The 16316-nt window shown below is 60.6% G+C and carries 15 protein-coding genes; 13 read left to right on the top strand and 2 right to left on the bottom strand.

The features are described 5' to 3' along the window. Window positions 1-432: 432 nt before the first annotated feature. Window positions 433-3861 carry a choice-of-anchor G family protein gene (locus tag LQ788_RS15385; protein ID WP_231442427.1) on the bottom strand — a complete coding sequence of 1143 codons (3429 nt, stop codon included), beginning with the start codon at window positions 3859-3861 and terminating at the stop codon, window positions 433-435. A gap of 597 nt (window positions 3862-4458) precedes the next feature. Here LQ788_RS15385 and lhgO point away from each other — a divergent pair. The 12 genes from lhgO to LQ788_RS15325 all read left to right on the top strand — a co-directional run bounded on the left by lhgO (window position 4459) and on the right by LQ788_RS15325 (window position 14058). Further along, window positions 4459-5664: an L-2-hydroxyglutarate oxidase gene (lhgO, locus tag LQ788_RS15380; protein WP_317207045.1), complete on the top strand. Its 1206-nt coding sequence runs from the start codon at window positions 4459-4461 to the stop codon at window positions 5662-5664. Between the two features lie 131 nt (window positions 5665-5795). Further along, complete coding sequence (locus LQ788_RS15375) at window positions 5796-6839, top strand: baeRF2 domain-containing protein (RefSeq protein ID WP_231442423.1); 1044 nt, start codon at window positions 5796-5798, stop codon at window positions 6837-6839. Between the two features lie 607 nt (window positions 6840-7446). Continuing rightward, window positions 7447-8274, top strand: coding sequence for a hypothetical protein (locus LQ788_RS15370; protein WP_231442421.1), 828 nt, complete (start codon window positions 7447-7449; stop codon window positions 8272-8274). Then, a complete protein-coding gene (locus LQ788_RS15365; protein ID WP_231442419.1) occupies window positions 8267-9418 on the top strand; it encodes an SRPBCC family protein in 1152 nt (383 codons plus the stop codon). Before LQ788_RS15370 ends, LQ788_RS15365 begins: the two co-directional genes overlap by 8 nt. Window positions 9419-9449: 31 nt before the next feature. After that, window positions 9450-9866 carry a gas vesicle protein GvpJ gene (gene gvpJ, locus LQ788_RS15360; protein WP_231442418.1) on the top strand — a complete coding sequence of 139 codons (417 nt, stop codon included), beginning with the start codon at window positions 9450-9452 and terminating at the stop codon, window positions 9864-9866. Continuing rightward, entirely contained in the window at window positions 9863-10615 is a 753-nt protein-coding gene (locus LQ788_RS15355; protein ID WP_231442416.1) for a GvpL/GvpF family gas vesicle protein, read from the top strand. The genes gvpJ and LQ788_RS15355 overlap by 4 nt, the downstream gene beginning before the upstream one ends. An 8-nt stretch (window positions 10616-10623) precedes the next feature. Then, on the top strand, window positions 10624-10878 hold the full coding sequence (locus tag LQ788_RS15350) for a gas vesicle protein GvpG (protein WP_231442414.1): 255 nt from the start codon (window positions 10624-10626) through the stop codon (window positions 10876-10878). Further along, entirely contained in the window at window positions 10875-11399 is a 525-nt protein-coding gene (locus LQ788_RS15345) for a gas vesicle protein GvpO (RefSeq protein ID WP_231442412.1), read from the top strand. Before LQ788_RS15350 ends, LQ788_RS15345 begins: the two co-directional genes overlap by 4 nt. 104 nt (window positions 11400-11503) lie before the next feature. Next, the gene (locus LQ788_RS19875) at window positions 11504-11935 is read left to right on the top strand and encodes a gas vesicle protein (RefSeq protein WP_275902034.1); all 432 of its coding nucleotides are present in this window, start codon (window positions 11504-11506) and stop codon (window positions 11933-11935) included. 7 nt (window positions 11936-11942) lie between these two features. Then, complete coding sequence (locus LQ788_RS15335) at window positions 11943-12911, top strand: gas vesicle protein (protein WP_231442410.1); 969 nt, start codon at window positions 11943-11945, stop codon at window positions 12909-12911. Next, the gene (locus LQ788_RS15330; protein WP_101584685.1) at window positions 12902-13225 is read left to right on the top strand and encodes a gas vesicle protein K; all 324 of its coding nucleotides are present in this window, start codon (window positions 12902-12904) and stop codon (window positions 13223-13225) included. Before LQ788_RS15335 ends, LQ788_RS15330 begins: the two co-directional genes overlap by 10 nt. Beyond that, window positions 13222-14058, top strand: coding sequence for a GvpL/GvpF family gas vesicle protein (locus tag LQ788_RS15325; protein WP_231442409.1), 837 nt, complete (start codon window positions 13222-13224; stop codon window positions 14056-14058). The genes LQ788_RS15330 and LQ788_RS15325 overlap by 4 nt, the downstream gene beginning before the upstream one ends. Here the strand turns inward: LQ788_RS15325 and LQ788_RS15320 are convergent. After that, window positions 14037-15137, bottom strand: coding sequence for a hypothetical protein (locus LQ788_RS15320; protein WP_231442407.1), 1101 nt, complete (start codon window positions 15135-15137; stop codon window positions 14037-14039). The genes LQ788_RS15325 and LQ788_RS15320 overlap by 22 nt on opposite strands. A 177-nt stretch (window positions 15138-15314) precedes the next feature. On the opposite strand from LQ788_RS15320, the gene galE reads away from it, so the two are divergent. Beyond that, window positions 15315-16313, top strand: coding sequence for a UDP-glucose 4-epimerase GalE (gene galE, locus LQ788_RS15315; RefSeq protein WP_231442405.1), 999 nt, complete (start codon window positions 15315-15317; stop codon window positions 16311-16313). Window positions 16314-16316 lie beyond the last annotated feature (3 nt).

Raw genomic sequence — 16316 nt, 5'->3', positions numbered from 1 at the left:
TTGGAGAATAATGCGAAAGTAATGTGAAATATAACGAGAATGTAACGGTCTGGTCATGTGTCCAGGTGGTTGGTGGTGACGTGAACGTTCGGTGAATGCCTCCGGAGGGTGTCTTCTGGGGAGTTTTTGGTGTAGGAGCGGGGCTTTGCCCTGAGATTGCGGGGTCGCACTCACGCCGCGTTTCTCCGGCAGGCATCCTTGTGTCTCAGCTGTTGAAACGTCGATACTTTTGTTCGAACAAAAGTCCTGACTCAGTGCGCTGAGTCACGGAGCGTAATATGACGAAATTGTCACGAGTGCGTGTCGTAAATTACCAGGTGGTAAAGCTAGGGTTCGGGTTTTCGTGCGATGAATAGACGGCGGCGGGGACGGAGTTTTCACTCCGTCCCCGCCGCCGCGGGTGTTCAGCTCAGTGGCTGAGTCTCCTATATATCAGTGCTTACCTGCTGCCGAGGCTCGGTAGCGACGTGTTCCGAAGACCACGGCTGCACCGCCTGCGATGAGCAGAGCTGCGAAGCCGACCATGGTCAGAGCGCCGTCGGCGCCTGTCCGTGGGAGGTCTCCACTGTCGCTGCTGCCCGAGGCGTTGGTGCTCGCACCGGCACTCGCCGAGGCGTTCGAACCTGCGGAAGCGTTCGACTGGCTCGAGGAGCTGGCCGAGGCTGCCTGATCGGAATCCGCGGATGCAGATGCCTTATCCGCGTCGTCATCCGACGAAGCGCTGGCCTCTGCGCCATCAGTGTCGGCAGAAGCGGTAGCTTCCGCTTCAGCCTCTGCAGCGTCAGCCGCAGCGGTTGCCGAGCCCTCAGGATCTGCGTCGGCTGAAGCCGATGCCTCTGGGTCAGCATCAGCCGAGGCTGCGCTGTCCGGATCGGCGTCTGCAGAGGCTTCAGCTTCAGCACTATCCGCGTCAGCGTTTGACGCTGCTACTGCGGAGGCCTCAGCGGAGGAGTCGGCGTTCGAGGCAGCCGAGGCTGCTGCTACCGCATTAGCGTCAGTGGCAGCGGTGGTGTCGGCATTTGCCGTCTCGTTGTCGTCTGCGTCTGCTGCGGCGGTGGCCGAAGCTGCGGCTGCAGCGTTCGGGTCCGATGTGGCGTCAGTCGAGGCCTGCGAGGAAGCTTCTTCGTTCGCTGCTGTCTCGGCTGCTGCTTCAGCACTTGCATCTGCTGCTGCGGACGCCGTGGTTTCGGCGTCTGCGGTAGCGGCTGCCTGTGCTGCTGCTTCAGCAACTGCGTTGTCATTGCTGTCTGCGTCAGCGGATGCTGCAGCGGCTGCCGAAGCATTTGCGTTGGCTTCAGACTCATTCGAGGCGTCAGCCGCTGCAGAGTCATCGGCGTCCGCTGCGGCTGCGGCCGAGGCTTCCGACGAAGAATCCGCGTTCGCGGCAACACTGGCTGCTGCTGCCGGGTCGGCATCTGCTGCTGCAGACGTGTCCGCGTTGGCCGCGTCGTTGTTGTCAGCGTCAGACGCTGCCTCTGCTGCTGCGGTGGCCGAGGCGTTTGTCTCGGTCGTTGCATCAGCGGAGGTCTCGGAAGACGCGTCCTCGGTTGCTGCTGATTCAGCTGCTGCTTCTGCGCTGACATCTGCGGCTGCAGTTTCGTCAGTGCTGGCATCGGCAAGAGCCGCAGCCTGAGCTGCTACTTCAGCAGATGCATTGGAATCGTCATCAGCGTCTGCCGAGGCCGCTGCCGAAGCTGCAGCGTTCGTGTTCACGTCTGCCTCCGGATCGGCGTCTGCTGCGGCTGCAGCATCAGGATCAGCAGTTGCATCGGCAGCTGCAGCGGCCTCGACCGAAGCCTCTGAAGATGAGTCAGCAGTCGACGCTGCCTCAGCGGCAGAGCCTGAATCGGAGTCAGCGGCAGCGGAGGATTCCGCGTTCGTGTTGTCGCTGTTGTCTGCCTGGGCCGCTGCCTCTGCTGCTGTTGTCGCCGAGGCGTTTGTCTCGGTTGTCGCGTCAGCAGAGGTTTCCGACGAAGCATCTTCGGTTGCCGCAGATTCTGCGGCCGCGGCTGCAGTGGCATCGGCTGCTGCAGTCTCGTCCGAAGTGGCGTCAGCCATTGCCGCGGCCTGGGCTGCTACTTCAGCGGATCCGTTGGAGTCGTCGTCAGCGGTTGCCGAGGCTGCTGCCGAAGCTGCGGCATTGGTGTTCGCCTCTTCGTCGCCTGGTTCCTCTGGTGCTTCAGCAGTCGCACGGACTGAGGAAGAGCCGAGGTTGATGTCAGCGATGTCACCAGGGGCCTGGGTAGTCGTCAAACCGTTCAAAAGTTCGAGGCTGACGGCGTTCACCGTGAAGCCAGGGCCATTGTCACCCTTAACTTCGCTCTCCTGGACCGGGTCCTTCTTTGTCGGCTGTTCGTTGATGGTCACATCAGCGACAAGGTTGAGACTCTCGAACACTCCGTCGAGTCCAGTGATAACTGGTTCGAGAAGTCCGTCCAAGTTCTCAGTGAGATCAGTTCCGATCCCATCGATGACGCCGCCCAGGGTTGAGCTGAGTGTGTCGACCAGCTGATTGAGAAGTGGTGTTACTAAACCGGCAGTCAGCTGATCGATGCTGATGCCAAGAGCTTTCAGTAGAGCGTCGAGGGCACCGCCGCTTGTCGATGTAACTGACACCGTTGGATCTGTCTCAGTGTCTGTGCCGGCCAACTGTCCGAGGGTAGTTTCAACCTTAATGTCGGCATCACTGTTTAGGAGGAGCGCGGAAAGCTCCGCATTCAGGTTCAGCGTCACCGAAGTACTGTTGAGAACTTCAGTGACTCCATCGGTGACCTTCGTCGTCAGCGTCCCAAGTGCTTTGGTGACGGCAGCGCTGATGTTGTTGAGGGTGGTGTCATTCAGGAGCTGCGTGTTGGGGTCAAGCCCATTCAGTCCTTGATCACCGGCAGCGTTGGCCACATTGACGGTGACTTCGCCCGACGCAAGGTCGATCGATACGATCTCGTCGCCGTCGACCGCAGGATCGCCGTCTTCAAGGGGCGTCTTGATGATTTCGGAGCTGAGCCCTTTAAGGGCCTCGTCGAGACCGTCTACTCCGATGTCACCGGAAGTGACAGCGACCCCCAGGCCAAGAACCCTGAGGTCGATGTCCAGATCACTCAGGATCTGACCGAGAGCGCCATCGGTGCCAACGGCGGTGTTAACTGTGTCGCCAACGCCGCCAAGTGCCTCATCGAGGCCTCCGGAGACACCTTCTACCAGAGGGCTGGACAGGTTGAATTTGGCGTCCGCGACAACGTACTCGGAGGTGACGTCAGCGCCGGTGCCTTCTGCGGTCGATCCGAGCGCACCAAGTTCAAGCGAGAGCTCGTCGATAATCTGGTCCGACAACGGGTCGACATTCAGCTGGGCAAGCAGGTCGGTCAGGTTGACTGTTGCATTGCCGAAGTCACCGGGATTGTCTGGGTCGAGGTTGAGTGCTCCGTCTTTCCCAACTGCACCAGCGCTTGCCTTTGACGAATCATACGTTGGCGCATGGCCGTAAGCGTTGAGTGCACCGACTTCACCGAGATCAAGCAGCCCGGCACCGCCGGGTCCACTTACCAGCGGCAGGGACAGTCCGTTCCCAAGGTCGATTTTGAGGGCGTTAAGAGCCTCGACGTCCAAGGGGGTCGCTTCTTCAGCGGTGCTAGTTGGGGAACTGCTGTACGCTGCGGCCACGTCAGCCAACTGCGTTCCAAGCAGATCCGACTCGATCAGCTGACCAAGTGCTTCAGAGTCTTCCTGCGGGCCGTTGTCTGGCCGTGCGGCAGCTTCACCCGGTGACGTTGTCATCAGGGTGAGCCCTAGCGCTGTGGCGGCTGCAACGCCTCCGACAGCAATTTTACGACCGGTCGTGTGCCGGCCTCGGAGCATCTTCATGGTTCTCCACATCGTTCGAAACTTGAACATCCGCTGGACGGAAACAGGCAGTCTCCTGGCAGATCCCTCACAACCCTATGTAGTAACCAAAAAGTAATCACGAAATCACGGACAAAGTTACGATGTCGTTATACTTACCGTGCAGTTGATGGGGTCTGCACTATGAATTTTTGGTGTCAGATTTCTGTCTGGCGGTGGAGTGGCGGTGAAGCTAGATGGCCATGCTTCAGGCTGAAGTGAGCTTCTGATCTGCAAGAATGGATATTTGTCCAGGTCAGCGGCAGCAATAGGGTTGCAGAGAAGTAAGCTCCTGGCTCGGTCAATCGCCTGTGAGCAGTGAAAAAGTGCCCGCGCGGTCAAAATAGACTAGTCATTCTGTGGTAACTACGACGGTTGCGCAGGGGTAATTGAATTCATGACAATTTGGTTAGAAAAGAGACCTAACCGCGACCAGTTGCATGAACTGCGGCTGATTCGAGACCAAGCCGGCAGGTGAGAAGCTGAGCAAAGCCTGCCAGCCGTCTGATTGCGCGGTGGGTGGGACGGCAATAGGGTCAAAGCATCCGCGACAGCAGACGAAGGGGTTGAAGTGTGGGCGTGAAGAGGCGTTTCGCTGTGATCGGCGCGGGCATCATCGGTGCGGCTGTCGCCAGGGGGCTGATCCAGAAGTATGATGGCGCAGACGTCACACTGTACGAAAAGGAAGGCCACCCGGCTGCGCATCAGACTGGCCACAACTCGGGCGTTGTTCATGCCGGGCTCTACTATGAGCCCGGAAGTCTCAAGGCACTGCTCTGCAGGCGAGGTGTCTCGCTGCTGCTCGACTTCGCACGCGAACACGATGTCGCATTCGAAGAGTGCGGAAAGGTCGTCGTTGCGACGAATGACGTCGAAGTGGAACGCCTGGGAGGAATCCATGCTCGTGCCCGAGAGAATGGTGTCCCCGATGTCGAGCTTCTCGACCGCGACGGACTGTTAGGGGTGGAGCCGAACGCCGAGGGAGTGGCTGCGCTGCACTCACCACACACCGGAATCATCGACTATCGCGGGCTGACCGAAGCCCTCGTCGCCGACTTCCGCAGCAAGGGTGGTCGAGTTCGATTCTCCACAGAAGTGAATCGAATCGACCAGCGCAGCGGGATCGACGGCAGTACGGCGATTGTTCATTCGAGTGTCGACTCTCAGGAATACGACCAGGTCATCACCTGTGCCGGGCTGCAAGCCGACAGACTCGCGGCGCGCTCAGGCGAGGACAAGAACCCGAGCGTCGTGCCGTTCTTCGGCCAGTACTTCATCCTCGAACCGCGTTTCAATGACATCGTCAACGGCCTGATCTACCCGGTACCTGACCCTAAATACCCTTTCCTCGGTGTCCACGTGACCCGCCGCATCGACGGCGGCCTGATGATCGGACCCAACGCGTTCCTCTCCTTCTCCCGGGAAGGGTACAAGGGGCTTGGCCTCAACGTCCCGGACTCCCTGGCAGTGGCAACAGATCTGGGATTCTGGAAGTTCGCGGCCGGCAACATGGCAACGGCCGCCCGTGAAATCGGCGGCGTACTCTCTATCGAGAAGTTCGTCGCTGAGGCCGCCCGATACGTTCCCGCCCTCGACGGGGCAGGCGGGCACCGAGCAACCCGTGGAATCCGGGCTCAGGCAATGAACCGCAACGGGACCCTGGTCGATGATTTCGTCATCGATCGTGCGGGAGCCACGATGTTCGTTCGGAATGCACCCTCGCCCGGGGCCACCTCGGCGCTGGCGATTGCCGAACATCTCATCGATACTGCCGCTATCACCTGAACAGGCGAACACCACACCATTCCACCCGGAGTCTGTAGTTTTCATTTAGCTCAGGCTGTTTACAACCATTGGCGATAGGTGCAAGTCTGGGGTCGAGTCCACATACCTGGCATCGAATATGAACGGAGCTGATGATGAACTTCGAAAATCTACGCACTGTATATGACAACCAGGGTCCCTTCGCCACCGTGTATCTGGAAGGGCGTTCTCCTGCTGCCGATGCCGAGAAGCAGGTGCGGCTGAGGTGGGATGAGCTCCGTGAGAACCTCGCGAACACTGGCGCGGCAGACGAGATCCTTCAGCACCTCGACGACACATTGATCGTCGAAGACATCACTGAAGTTCAGACCGATGGGCGGATCGTCGTCGCCAACGCGGCGGGAGTCGTCCTCGACGAGCACTGGGATGCCGCTCTCGGCACCGGTGACACCGCACATTACGGACAGGTCCCCGAGCTGGGTGCCTATGTCCGTGAAGGATGCCGCCTGGTCGATATGGTCCTCGTCATCGCCAACCAGGAGGGTGCGACCATCCGCGAGCTGCGAGTATCCCCACAACACGAGGCGACGCAGCAGGATGAGTCAGTCGTCAGCGGTGACAACGACGAGGACATTCATGCACCACGTCAGGGTGCGCTCTCGCACAACCAGATCCGACGTCGGGCCGACGAAATCGTCAAAGACAACGCTCGCGCAGTTGCTGACCACGTCGATGAGATTGTTCGCGCCCGCGAACCAGACCTCGTTGTCGTGGCCGGCGAGGTACAGGGCCGCACCGCAGTGAAGGCCGAGCTTTCGGCCCGAGTCACCGAACTCCTCGAAGAAACAGATCAGGGAGGCACGGATGACGACTCTGCAGAAGATGCCCTCTACGACGCCCTGAAATCGCTGGCTTCCGACCGTGTCCAGGCGAAGCAGACCGAAGATGTGGAGAACCTGTCCTATAGCAAGGCTCACGACCTGGCGGTGGAAGGACACGAGAAGGTCTCTCAAGCCGTTCAGCGGGGAGCCGTGGCAACTGTGCTCCTCAACTACGATGTCGGTTCCGAAGGTGAAGGAGCGATTCTGGCTGACGCTGTGCTGTCCTCCGCTGGCTTCGGACTTGTCGACGCTGACGTCGCCGACGGAATAGCAGCGATCCTGCGCTACGACGCAGCCACAGCCCTGGCCGACTGATCACGGCCGACTCACCACAGCTGGCTGGCCAAAGTTGGCTGAATTCCCGCATTCGACGGTACCCGCGGGTATCGACGAATGCGGGATTTCTCGTTGTGGCGGCTCAACTCGAAAGAGTCATGACTTACTGATGACTTGATCAGGCTCGATAACACCATGTCGGCTTGATCGGTGCAGGTAGTGGGGCCGCCGAGCGTGAGCGTCGGGCGAGCTGGCAGTCATGTCCTTACAGGAAGGCTTGTTCCTATCCCGCGAAGTGTCTGAACAGGCAATACTCACGAACGGAGCACCGGTGGTCTGAAAGCCGCCTTAGAAAGTCTGAGTCCCTCTTGACGGAATCGAAATCACGCGGAAGATTGAGGTTCAAGGGCAGACTGCCTTCGGCTTCTGAAGCACAGAAGTTCGCAGACGAAGTGAGGACTTTGCGAATGATCCAGGCGACGGCCAGCAGCGTCACCAGCTGACTGTCGTCCAGGAGCACAAAACAATCCACATCGTGACACGGCTGGCGAGCATTGCTTATCGCACGAGCAAATCGCCAAGCTCAAGGGTCCAACTACCACAAGCGCTACAAGCGCAGATTCGGAGGTACCCAGTGAACAACAAGATGAAACTCACAGGCCTGATATTGGCGGGCTACATGCTCGGCCGAACGAAGAAGTTGGGCATGGCGCTGACAATCGCCTCCACCGTGGCGGGCACAACGGCGGTGAAGAACCGCGAGAGTCTCATCGGAGGATTGAAAGAAATCACGGATGCCTCCCCAGAGCTCAAAGAACTGCAAGACAAGATCACCGGACGCCTGGCCGACTCGGGCAAGGGCGCGGCTAAGGCACTCGCAACCAAGGGCATCGACGAGTTGAGCAGTCGACTCCAAGAGCATACCGAGAAGATGAAATCTTCCCTCGACGAAGCTGCAGACGACCTCGACCCTTCGGTCGATGATGTGGAGGACCCGGAGAACGAAGACGCGGAAGCCGACGCACCCGAAGACCTCGACGAGGCAGAGGCACCGGAGGCTGAGGAAGAGCTGCCTGAAGAAGACGTGGCAGACGAGGAGCCCGAAGCTGCGGAGCCCGTCGAATCAGACGAAGAAGTAGAAGAGCCAGCAGAAGAAGCGGCTCCGAAGAAGCCCGCTCGGAGGCGTTCCTCGACAGCCAACCGGTCTGCAAGCAAGTCCGGTGGTACCTCCACCGCAAAGCGGGCAAGCTCCGGCGGTGCGGCTAAGAAGACCAGCGGAGCAGCCAAGACTGCGAGCACCCAGCGCCGGTCGGGCACAAAGTCGGCCGCGGCGTCCAAGTCCACACCGGCATCCAAGTCGGCATCGGCTTCGAAGTCGACATCGACAGCTAAGTCGACGCCGACACGGAAGCGTTCGACTGCTGCGAAGAAGCCTGCAGCTTCACGCAAGACCAAGGAGGCCACCAGTGAGTGATGACTCCATTTTCAGCGGCTTGAAGGATCAAGCGGCGGACTACGCCAAGACCCTGGGCCGCAAGGCGATCAAGTCTGCCGGTGACAAGGTCGATAAGCTGTCTGACCGGTTTGACGGTTCATCGGACTCCATGGGCGCGGCTGCCCAAGCCGGGGCCGAAGAGATTGCGGAAGGAAAATCGCCGGCCAAGGCGGCTCTGTCCGCAGCGACCGAAGGTGCCAAGGACAAGATCAAGGGTGTCTTCGGCGGGGGATCTTCCGGCGGTTCCGGTGGCTCCGGCGATTTCAAGTTCTCGAACATCATCGAGACGGCCGATGTCGGTGTGCCGCTGTCAGTCGCGTACAACGCGTTCACAATGTTCGAGAACTGGCCCGACTTCATGAAGAAGGTCGAGAACGTCGAACGCACGGATGACGTGAAGATCAGCGTCAAGGGCCAGGCCGTCTGGTCCCACCGCACGTGGGAGGCCACGATCATCGAGCAGGTCCCGGACTCGCACATCGTCTGGGAATCGACCGGTGACAAGGGCTACATCAGCGGCGCCGTCTCCTTCCACGAGGTGGCTCCCAGGCTCACCCGCATCATCGCGAGCGGCGAATACCACAAACAGGGATTCGTCGAGGGAGTCGGTGCCCTCTGGTTCACAGTGCCTCGCAGATTCCGGCTCGAACTGAAGTTCTTCGTTCATCACGTGATGAACGAGATCATGATCGATCAGGACGGCGTCGAAGGATGGCGTGGCGAGATCCGCGACAGCGAACTTGTCATGTCACACGAGGATGCTCTCGAAGAGGAGCAGGCTCAGGCTGAGGCCGACGAGGCTGAGGCCGACGAGGCTGAGGAAGAGGAGTACGAGGACGCTGCGCCCTATGAAGAGGACGAAGAGCCTCGTGAAGAAGGCGAGCCCGAAGACGAAACCGAGCCGGTAGACGACGAAGACGCTGAAGGCGAATACGTCGACGAACCTGTCGACGAGGAGTCGGAAGAAGAATACGTTGACGAGCCAGCCGAAGAGGAACTTGTCGAAGACGGAGAGCCCGTCGAAGAGGAGGAGATCGACGACGCAGGCGAGCCTGTGGAGTATGAAGAGGGCGAGCCAGAAGAGTACGAAGAAGCAACCGAAGACGAAAGCGGACGCAACTGAGCGTCCTTCCAATCGGAAGTAGGTAAAGAAGATGAGTACCAACACCGCTGAACGTTCACGTGGCAGTTATGTCGATCGTCCATCATCGAGCTCTCTGGCTGACGTCGTCGAGATCATCCTCGACAAAGGACTCGTGATCGATGCCTATGTGCGCGTCTCACTCGTCGGCATCGAAATCCTCACCATCGACGCCCGCATCGTCATCGCCAGTGTCGACACGTACCTTCGCTTCGCCGAGGCGACCAACCGACTCGACCTCACCCAGCAGGGTGGACGGGATCTGCCGGAGATGCTTGGCGGAATGGTCGAAGACGGCGCTAAGGGCAAGACCCAAGGAGCCGTGGAAGGTGTTAAGAACGCGTTGACACCTGATGATTCGGATGACGAGGATGAGAAACCGCGTCGTCGGACCAAACGTCCCGCCCGCAGTTCGTCTGGTTCCGAGTGAGCGTAGACATCGATACTGACAGCGATAAGTATCTCTACGGCATCGTTCTCGCAGACACGGGATTGCCGGAGGGAACCGGCGGTGTGCAGGCAAGTCAGTTGCATGCCGTCGGTTCCGGCCGGGTCGCAGCAGTGGTGTCCGATCTCGTTGAGACAGACGTTCTGGGTACCCCGGACGATCTGAAGGCCCACATTGCGGTCCTCGACGGGATTGCCGCTGAGCAACCAGTGCTGCCTCTGGCGTTCGGGACCGTCATCCCAGCGGACGCCGACATTGCCGGTGAAGTATTAGCCCCACGCGAAGCCGAATACGTCGAAGCCCTGGAAGGACTGTCTGGACTGTCCCAGTACACCCTGCTGGTCCGCTACGACCGGGACACGATCCTTCGGGAGATCCTTCTCGACAACCCGGAGGCTGCGGAGCTGAGGGAGACCATCGCCGGCACGGATGAGGACGAGACACGAAACGAACGCATCCGCCTCGGCGAAATCGTGGTGAAGACCATGGAGAGTTGGAAGACCACGGAGGGTCCACCGATTCTCAATCAGCTCGAACCTCTGACCGCCGATATGTCGGTGCGTGAGAGTGGACAGGCTGAAGACGTGTTCGAAGTCGCTGTGCTGCTTGCCCAGGAGTCACTGGCGGAGTTCGACGACGCCATTGACAAGTTGGCGGAGGCGAATCAGGACCGCATGCGGTTTCGGTTCGTCGGACCGCAGGCTCCCTACGATTTCGTTCCTGAGATGTAGGAGTCGTCATGGGAATATTTTCAGCGATCCTCGGTGCTCCTCTGGCCCCTCTCAAGGGGACCGTCTGGGTGGCTGAGCAGGTTCACAGCGAAGCTGAGAAGCGCTATTACGATCCCAGTGCGATTCGACGGCAGTTGGAAGAGGTTTCCGCGGCCAAAGATTCCGGCGCCATCAGCGATGAGGAAGCCGATAAGCTGGAGCGAGATTTGGTCGCGCGTCTATTGGAATCCACTCGTCGACGTAAATCGAAGGAGAACCCATGAGCGAAGAGACAAGCACGGACGAGAAGCAGGCCGCACAGGGTGGGGCCTCGTCCGAAGGCTCGCCTCAGCAGGACAGCGGCGAGAAGAGGCGGCCGAGGCGGACAGCCTCGTCCGAATCACCACGCCGGTCGACCGCTGCGGCGTCGTCGAAATCTCGTCCTGTGAAATCGAAGGCCAGCGCGACCACATCGAGTGCGACGAAATCCAGCGCGCCCAAGTCCAGCGCACCGAAGTCCGAGGAGTCGACGACGGCATCGGAACCAGCCAGGGTCTCGACTGTGCAAGCAGTCAAGAAGGCCGTCGAACAGTTCAGTGCGCTCACTGGCCGGTCCCCGGAATCGGTCGTCGGTGCACGCTGGGCAGATGACCACTGGGCCGTGCGACTCGAAGTCGTGGAATCTCGTCGCGTTCCCGACACCGCCGATCTGCTGGCCGAATACGACATCCAGCTCGACGAGCAGGGCGAACTCCTCGAGTACAGCCGACAGAACCGCTATGTCCGGGGACGGCCATCCGAGTGATCAGCCTCAGCGGTTGGGTCCACTGACTCGTGTCCACTGGGTCCGGGCCAGACCGACGACCACACAACCACACTCGGGACAGCAGCCGATAGGAAGCCGACGATATGAGTATTACGAACCAGTCGAACAGTGCGATGCAGCCACAGCGCAGCCAGGAGGGGACTCTCCTCCACGTGGTGGAGACGCTGCTGGACAAAGGCCTGGTCCTCAACGCCGACATCATGGTCTCAGTGGCAGGAGTCGAACTCCTCGGCATTCGGATCAGGGCAGCCCTGGCGTCGTTCGAGACAGCAGCACGCTATGGACTGGACTTCCCCGCCGGCACGGATCGCGACACTGTGGCTTGGAAGGAAGCGATCGAGCAGAAGGACACCTGCCCAGAATGCGGTAAGCGCGCCGAGCTGGCGCAGCTGATGAACGCGTACTGCCCCTGGTGCGGATGGCAGAGTGCTCACTCCAAGCAAGTGGAGTCCGGCGGCGCTGCGGAACTCAAACAGTCCTCCACGGAGTCCGAGAAGTCATCCGAGCGCAAGTAGGTCGGTGATGGCCGACGACGCGATCATGCAGCCCACCCGGGATCCCCGGGCGACCCTGCCTGATCTCATTGAGGTGCTCCTCAACAAGGGCGTGTACCTGAATCTCGACCTCATCATCTCCGTCTCAGACATACCTCTCATCGGGATCAACCTGCGCGCGACCATTGCTGGGATCGAGACGATGCTCGAATACGGGATGATGCGTCAATGGGATGAAGACACCCGAAAGTGGGTCCAGCAGTCGGTCCGCGCGCACCTGCCTTTGGCCGAGGACGAAGAGATCCTGGCCAAGATGGCGGGGGGACATTACCAGGACAACTTCTATCGCACCTGGCGACCCGGCAGCGCCTACCTCACCTCGCAGCGACTGATCATCCACCGACGCGATCCGGCGGAGACACTGTGGCAGGCGAAGCTGAGTTCAATAGAATCCATCACGCCGCTGTCGGAGCCCTCGATCGGGGGCGAGGAGCGCATTCGCATCCTCGTCCGACTCAACGATGGCAGCGAATCGAAGCTGTCCGCCCTTGAACCCGAACGCCTGATCCGTCTGGTTCAGGAACAGCGAGGGGCCGCACTGCAACCCTCGACAGGTCGAGTCTCGAGCTCGTCGCCACAACCGCTGAAGCAGGGCCGAATGTGGTACCTGGAGACGCTGTCGAGCGGAGGGACATGGCGGGGCGGCGAGGCAGTCCTGACGGGCCGTGATCTCACCTGGAAGTCCCCGATGGACAGCCGCGCGCTGGTGAGGATCTCTGCCTCGCAAGTGCGGAATCTGCGCTGGGAGAAGCACGACAACCCCACCAACAAGGCACGTATTCTGTTCGTCGAGACCGAGCAGTCTTCGATACGACTGGCCGCGGATGACATCGACGGCTGGTGCGACGAGCTCGAACAATGGAGCGCATTCGAGCAACAGGATCCGGCTGCCGACGATTCGCGCGAGAAGACCGAAGAAGGAGAGTCATGGCACTGAATGTGGATGAAGAGAGCCTCAAGCACGGCGTCCTCACCTTGGTCGTCACCCTCGTCGAGGTGATTCAGGAAGCGCTGGAGACGCAGGCCGTGCGGCGCATGGAAGGCGGTGACCTCACCGAGGACGAACAGAACCGCCTCGGCGAGGCACTCTTAGAACTCGATGAGGCCATGGACCAGATCAAGGCCGAGCACGGCATCACCGGCTCCGTTGACGATCTGCATCGCGGACTCGACGACGTCGTCGACGAGGTGGTCGACAAACTCATCAACCCAGCCAGATGGGCCGAAGAGACCTCGAAGGATATCAAGTGACAGACGACAATGGCGCTGCGGCGCCCAAGCTCTATGTCTACGCCATTGTGCCCGCCGGTGATTACACGCCCAAGGTCAACGGCATCGACGGGTCGGCGGTGCATCTGATCGGGAACCCCGAGGGGCCCCGCGCGGTGGTCCACACGCACACTGGCGGGCCCTACGACGGTCCTGATGACGATGTGAAGCGATGGATCCTGCAGCACAGCGAGGTCGTTGAGGACGGATGGCAGGGAGCAGGAAGCGTGCTTCCGGTCTCCTTCAATGTGATCGTGCGCCCGGACACCGAATCGGGAGCAACGTCGACCGTCCAGCTCGAAAGGTGGTTGGAGGAGTCGAAGGGTGCGCTGTCTGCGCGTTTGGGCGACTTGGACGGCACCTCGGAGCTGCGAGTCGAGATCTCGCTGGACCGAAGCGCCTTCGTCGAAGCCAACGGCGAGGTTCGGAGAATCAAAGACGATATGGAAGACCGCCCTGCGGGAGTCCGTCGACTGTTGGAGAAGCGTCTGGAGAAGACCGAGAAGGAGCTTGCAGATCGAGAGGCCGACGACCTCTATCCTGCCCTGAGAGCTCGGATCGCCGAACAGTGCCTGGGTATCGAGGAGTATCGTACCCCGCCTCGGGAAGCGAGACAGACTCCGATCCTCATGGCCTCGTGTTTGGTCACTGAACCAGGCATCCAGAATCTGGGAGCCGAGCTGACCTCAATTCAGAACGAGCAGCCAGCCGTTTCCATCCGATTCCTGGGCCCCTGGCCGCCGTACTCATTTGCCGACATGTCCGACGCGTTTGCCGGCATGTCCGGTCAGGATCAGCCCTCTTCCGCGACGTAGACACGTGAGCGCAGGCGCTGAGCGTGGGTCATGTTCTTCACATCGACATCGCTGTCGAAGGTTGAGCCCAGGGCACCGGCGACGACCCCCATCGCGGCGCTGAGCCAGGCGATGTCGAGATAATTGGTGAACTTCGCCTCCGGCCGGTGGATGGTCTGGGCCATGAAATCCGGGTCGATGACGATGAGGCTGCCCAACAGAATGCCCGCGACCAGCAGAATATAGAGCGCACCCACACAGATGATCAGGGTCAGAACGGTGGACAGGTTGTAGTAGAAGACGACCTGAGCACGACGGCCTCTGACCGGTCTGTCCCAGAGGCCGTTGACGGTCAGCAGCCACCCGACCATCACTGCGATCGCGATGAGTCCGATGGATATCAGGCGGGCCGTGGACAGGTGATGTGACATCTGCCAGATCGAACTGTAGAAGATGCCGAAGGCCCCCGTCGCCGAGGCTGCGGCCAGAGCGCGGGAGAGCTTCCGTGCCATGCGCAGCGGTTCATTGGCCATGGTCATGCCCAGCACCAGGCGCGTCCCACCGGTGAAGGTGTGAGCATGCAGGGTGCGGCGCCCGGAATCGGCCCGGCTCGACCATTGTCCCCACCTGGGCAGACTGTGCTTCGGAGCCGTGTGGCCATCGGGCAGCAGCTGATTCGTGCAGCTCATGAAGATCTTCAGCAGGCGACGCCGGGTGGTCAACGCGCCCAGCGTGGGATTCGAGACCACAGCAACCTTGCGGTCCGGCAGCACCTCGGCGATGAGCGGTTTGTCCTGGGTGTGCCGGGGGATGTCGGTGAACATGATGACGAGGTCAGCGCTGGGGTACCTGTCCACGATCGAATCGAGGGTCGACATCTCCAACTGATGATCTGTCTGCACGCGAATCGTCTCGGTGCAGGTGTCGACGTGGACGTCGACAGAGAAACTCTGCCGCAGCAGCTCTTCGAACTCGTCCTTGATCGCCTCGACCCGACGGCTCGGCGGGCCAGGGTCAGAGATGAGGAGCAGATGCATCGCAACAAGTGCTTTCGTCCATGGTGTCCTCCACGGGGCAGGGGCCGGGCGGTTCGCCGACATTCTCACTCTCGCAGTGATGGCGGTGTTTGACCAGAGGCCGAGCTGACTTCGGGTATTTCCACACTGCTCACTCAGTGCGTCCTGATGTCTGGGAAGCAGGATGGTCACGTATTCTGATGTGGGTATGACGCAGCGTATCGACCGCTGTGAGAGAGCTAGTGAAAGTGAGATCGGCACATGAGTGTTCTGGTGACTGGAGGGGCCGGCTACATCGGCTCCCACGTGGTGCGGCTGCTGTCCGAGCGCGGTGATGACGTCCTCGTCGTCGACGATCTCTCCACCGGTATCGAAAGCCGAGTCACCGGTCTGCCGATCGTCAGCCTCGACCTTGCGGCTGCCGATGCCGAGGACCGCCTCGTCGCTGCGATCGAAGAGCATTCGGTGGACTCGATCATCCACTTCGCCGCGAAGAAGCAGGTGGGGGAGTCCGTCGAAGAACCCATCATGTACTACCGCCAGAACATCGGCGGGCTCACGAACGTCCTTGCCGCGGCTGAACGTACTGGCATCGAATCTCTCGTCTTCTCCTCCTCGGCCGCAACCTACGGCATGCCCGATGTCGAGATGGTCGCCGAGGACCTCGACTGCCGACCGATCAACCCCTACGGCCAGACGAAGCTCATCGGCGAATGGATGATCGACAATGCGATCACCTCGGCGAAGATGCGCGGGCAGAAATTCAACGCCGTGAAGCTGCGCTACTTCAATGTTGCCGGAGCTGGCTGGCCCGAACTCGCCGACACCGCCGTCATGAACCTCATCCCGATCGTCCTCGGGTGCATCGCTGACGGAAAAGCCCCCATCATCTTCGGTGACGACTACGACACCGCCGACGGCACCTGCATCCGCGACTACGTCCACGTCAAGGACCTGGCCGAGGCGCACATCGCCGCGCTTGATTACATGAAGTCCGGCGACACCTCGGAGACGGTGTTCAACGTGGGCACGGGAACCGGAGCGTCTGTGAAGGAGGTCATCGACGCCATCGCCGAGGCGACCGGCCGTGACATCGTGCCCGAAATGGGCGAGCGTCGTGCAGGCGACCCGCCCGCGCTCGTCGCCGATGTCTCCCGCATCGGCGCACTGTTGAGCTGGAAGGCCGAGTTCGATCTCGACGAGATCGTGCGCAGCGCGGTCGAGGCCGCGGGGATGCTGCCGGAGCAGACCAGGGACTGAACT

The sequence above is a fragment of the Brevibacterium zhoupengii genome, assembly GCF_021117425.1.
In the GTDB taxonomy this organism is placed as follows: domain Bacteria; phylum Actinomycetota; class Actinomycetes; order Actinomycetales; family Brevibacteriaceae; genus Brevibacterium; species Brevibacterium zhoupengii.
Note: the sequence above shows the minus strand (reverse complement) of the source record. Positions and strands in the feature narration are given on the sequence as shown.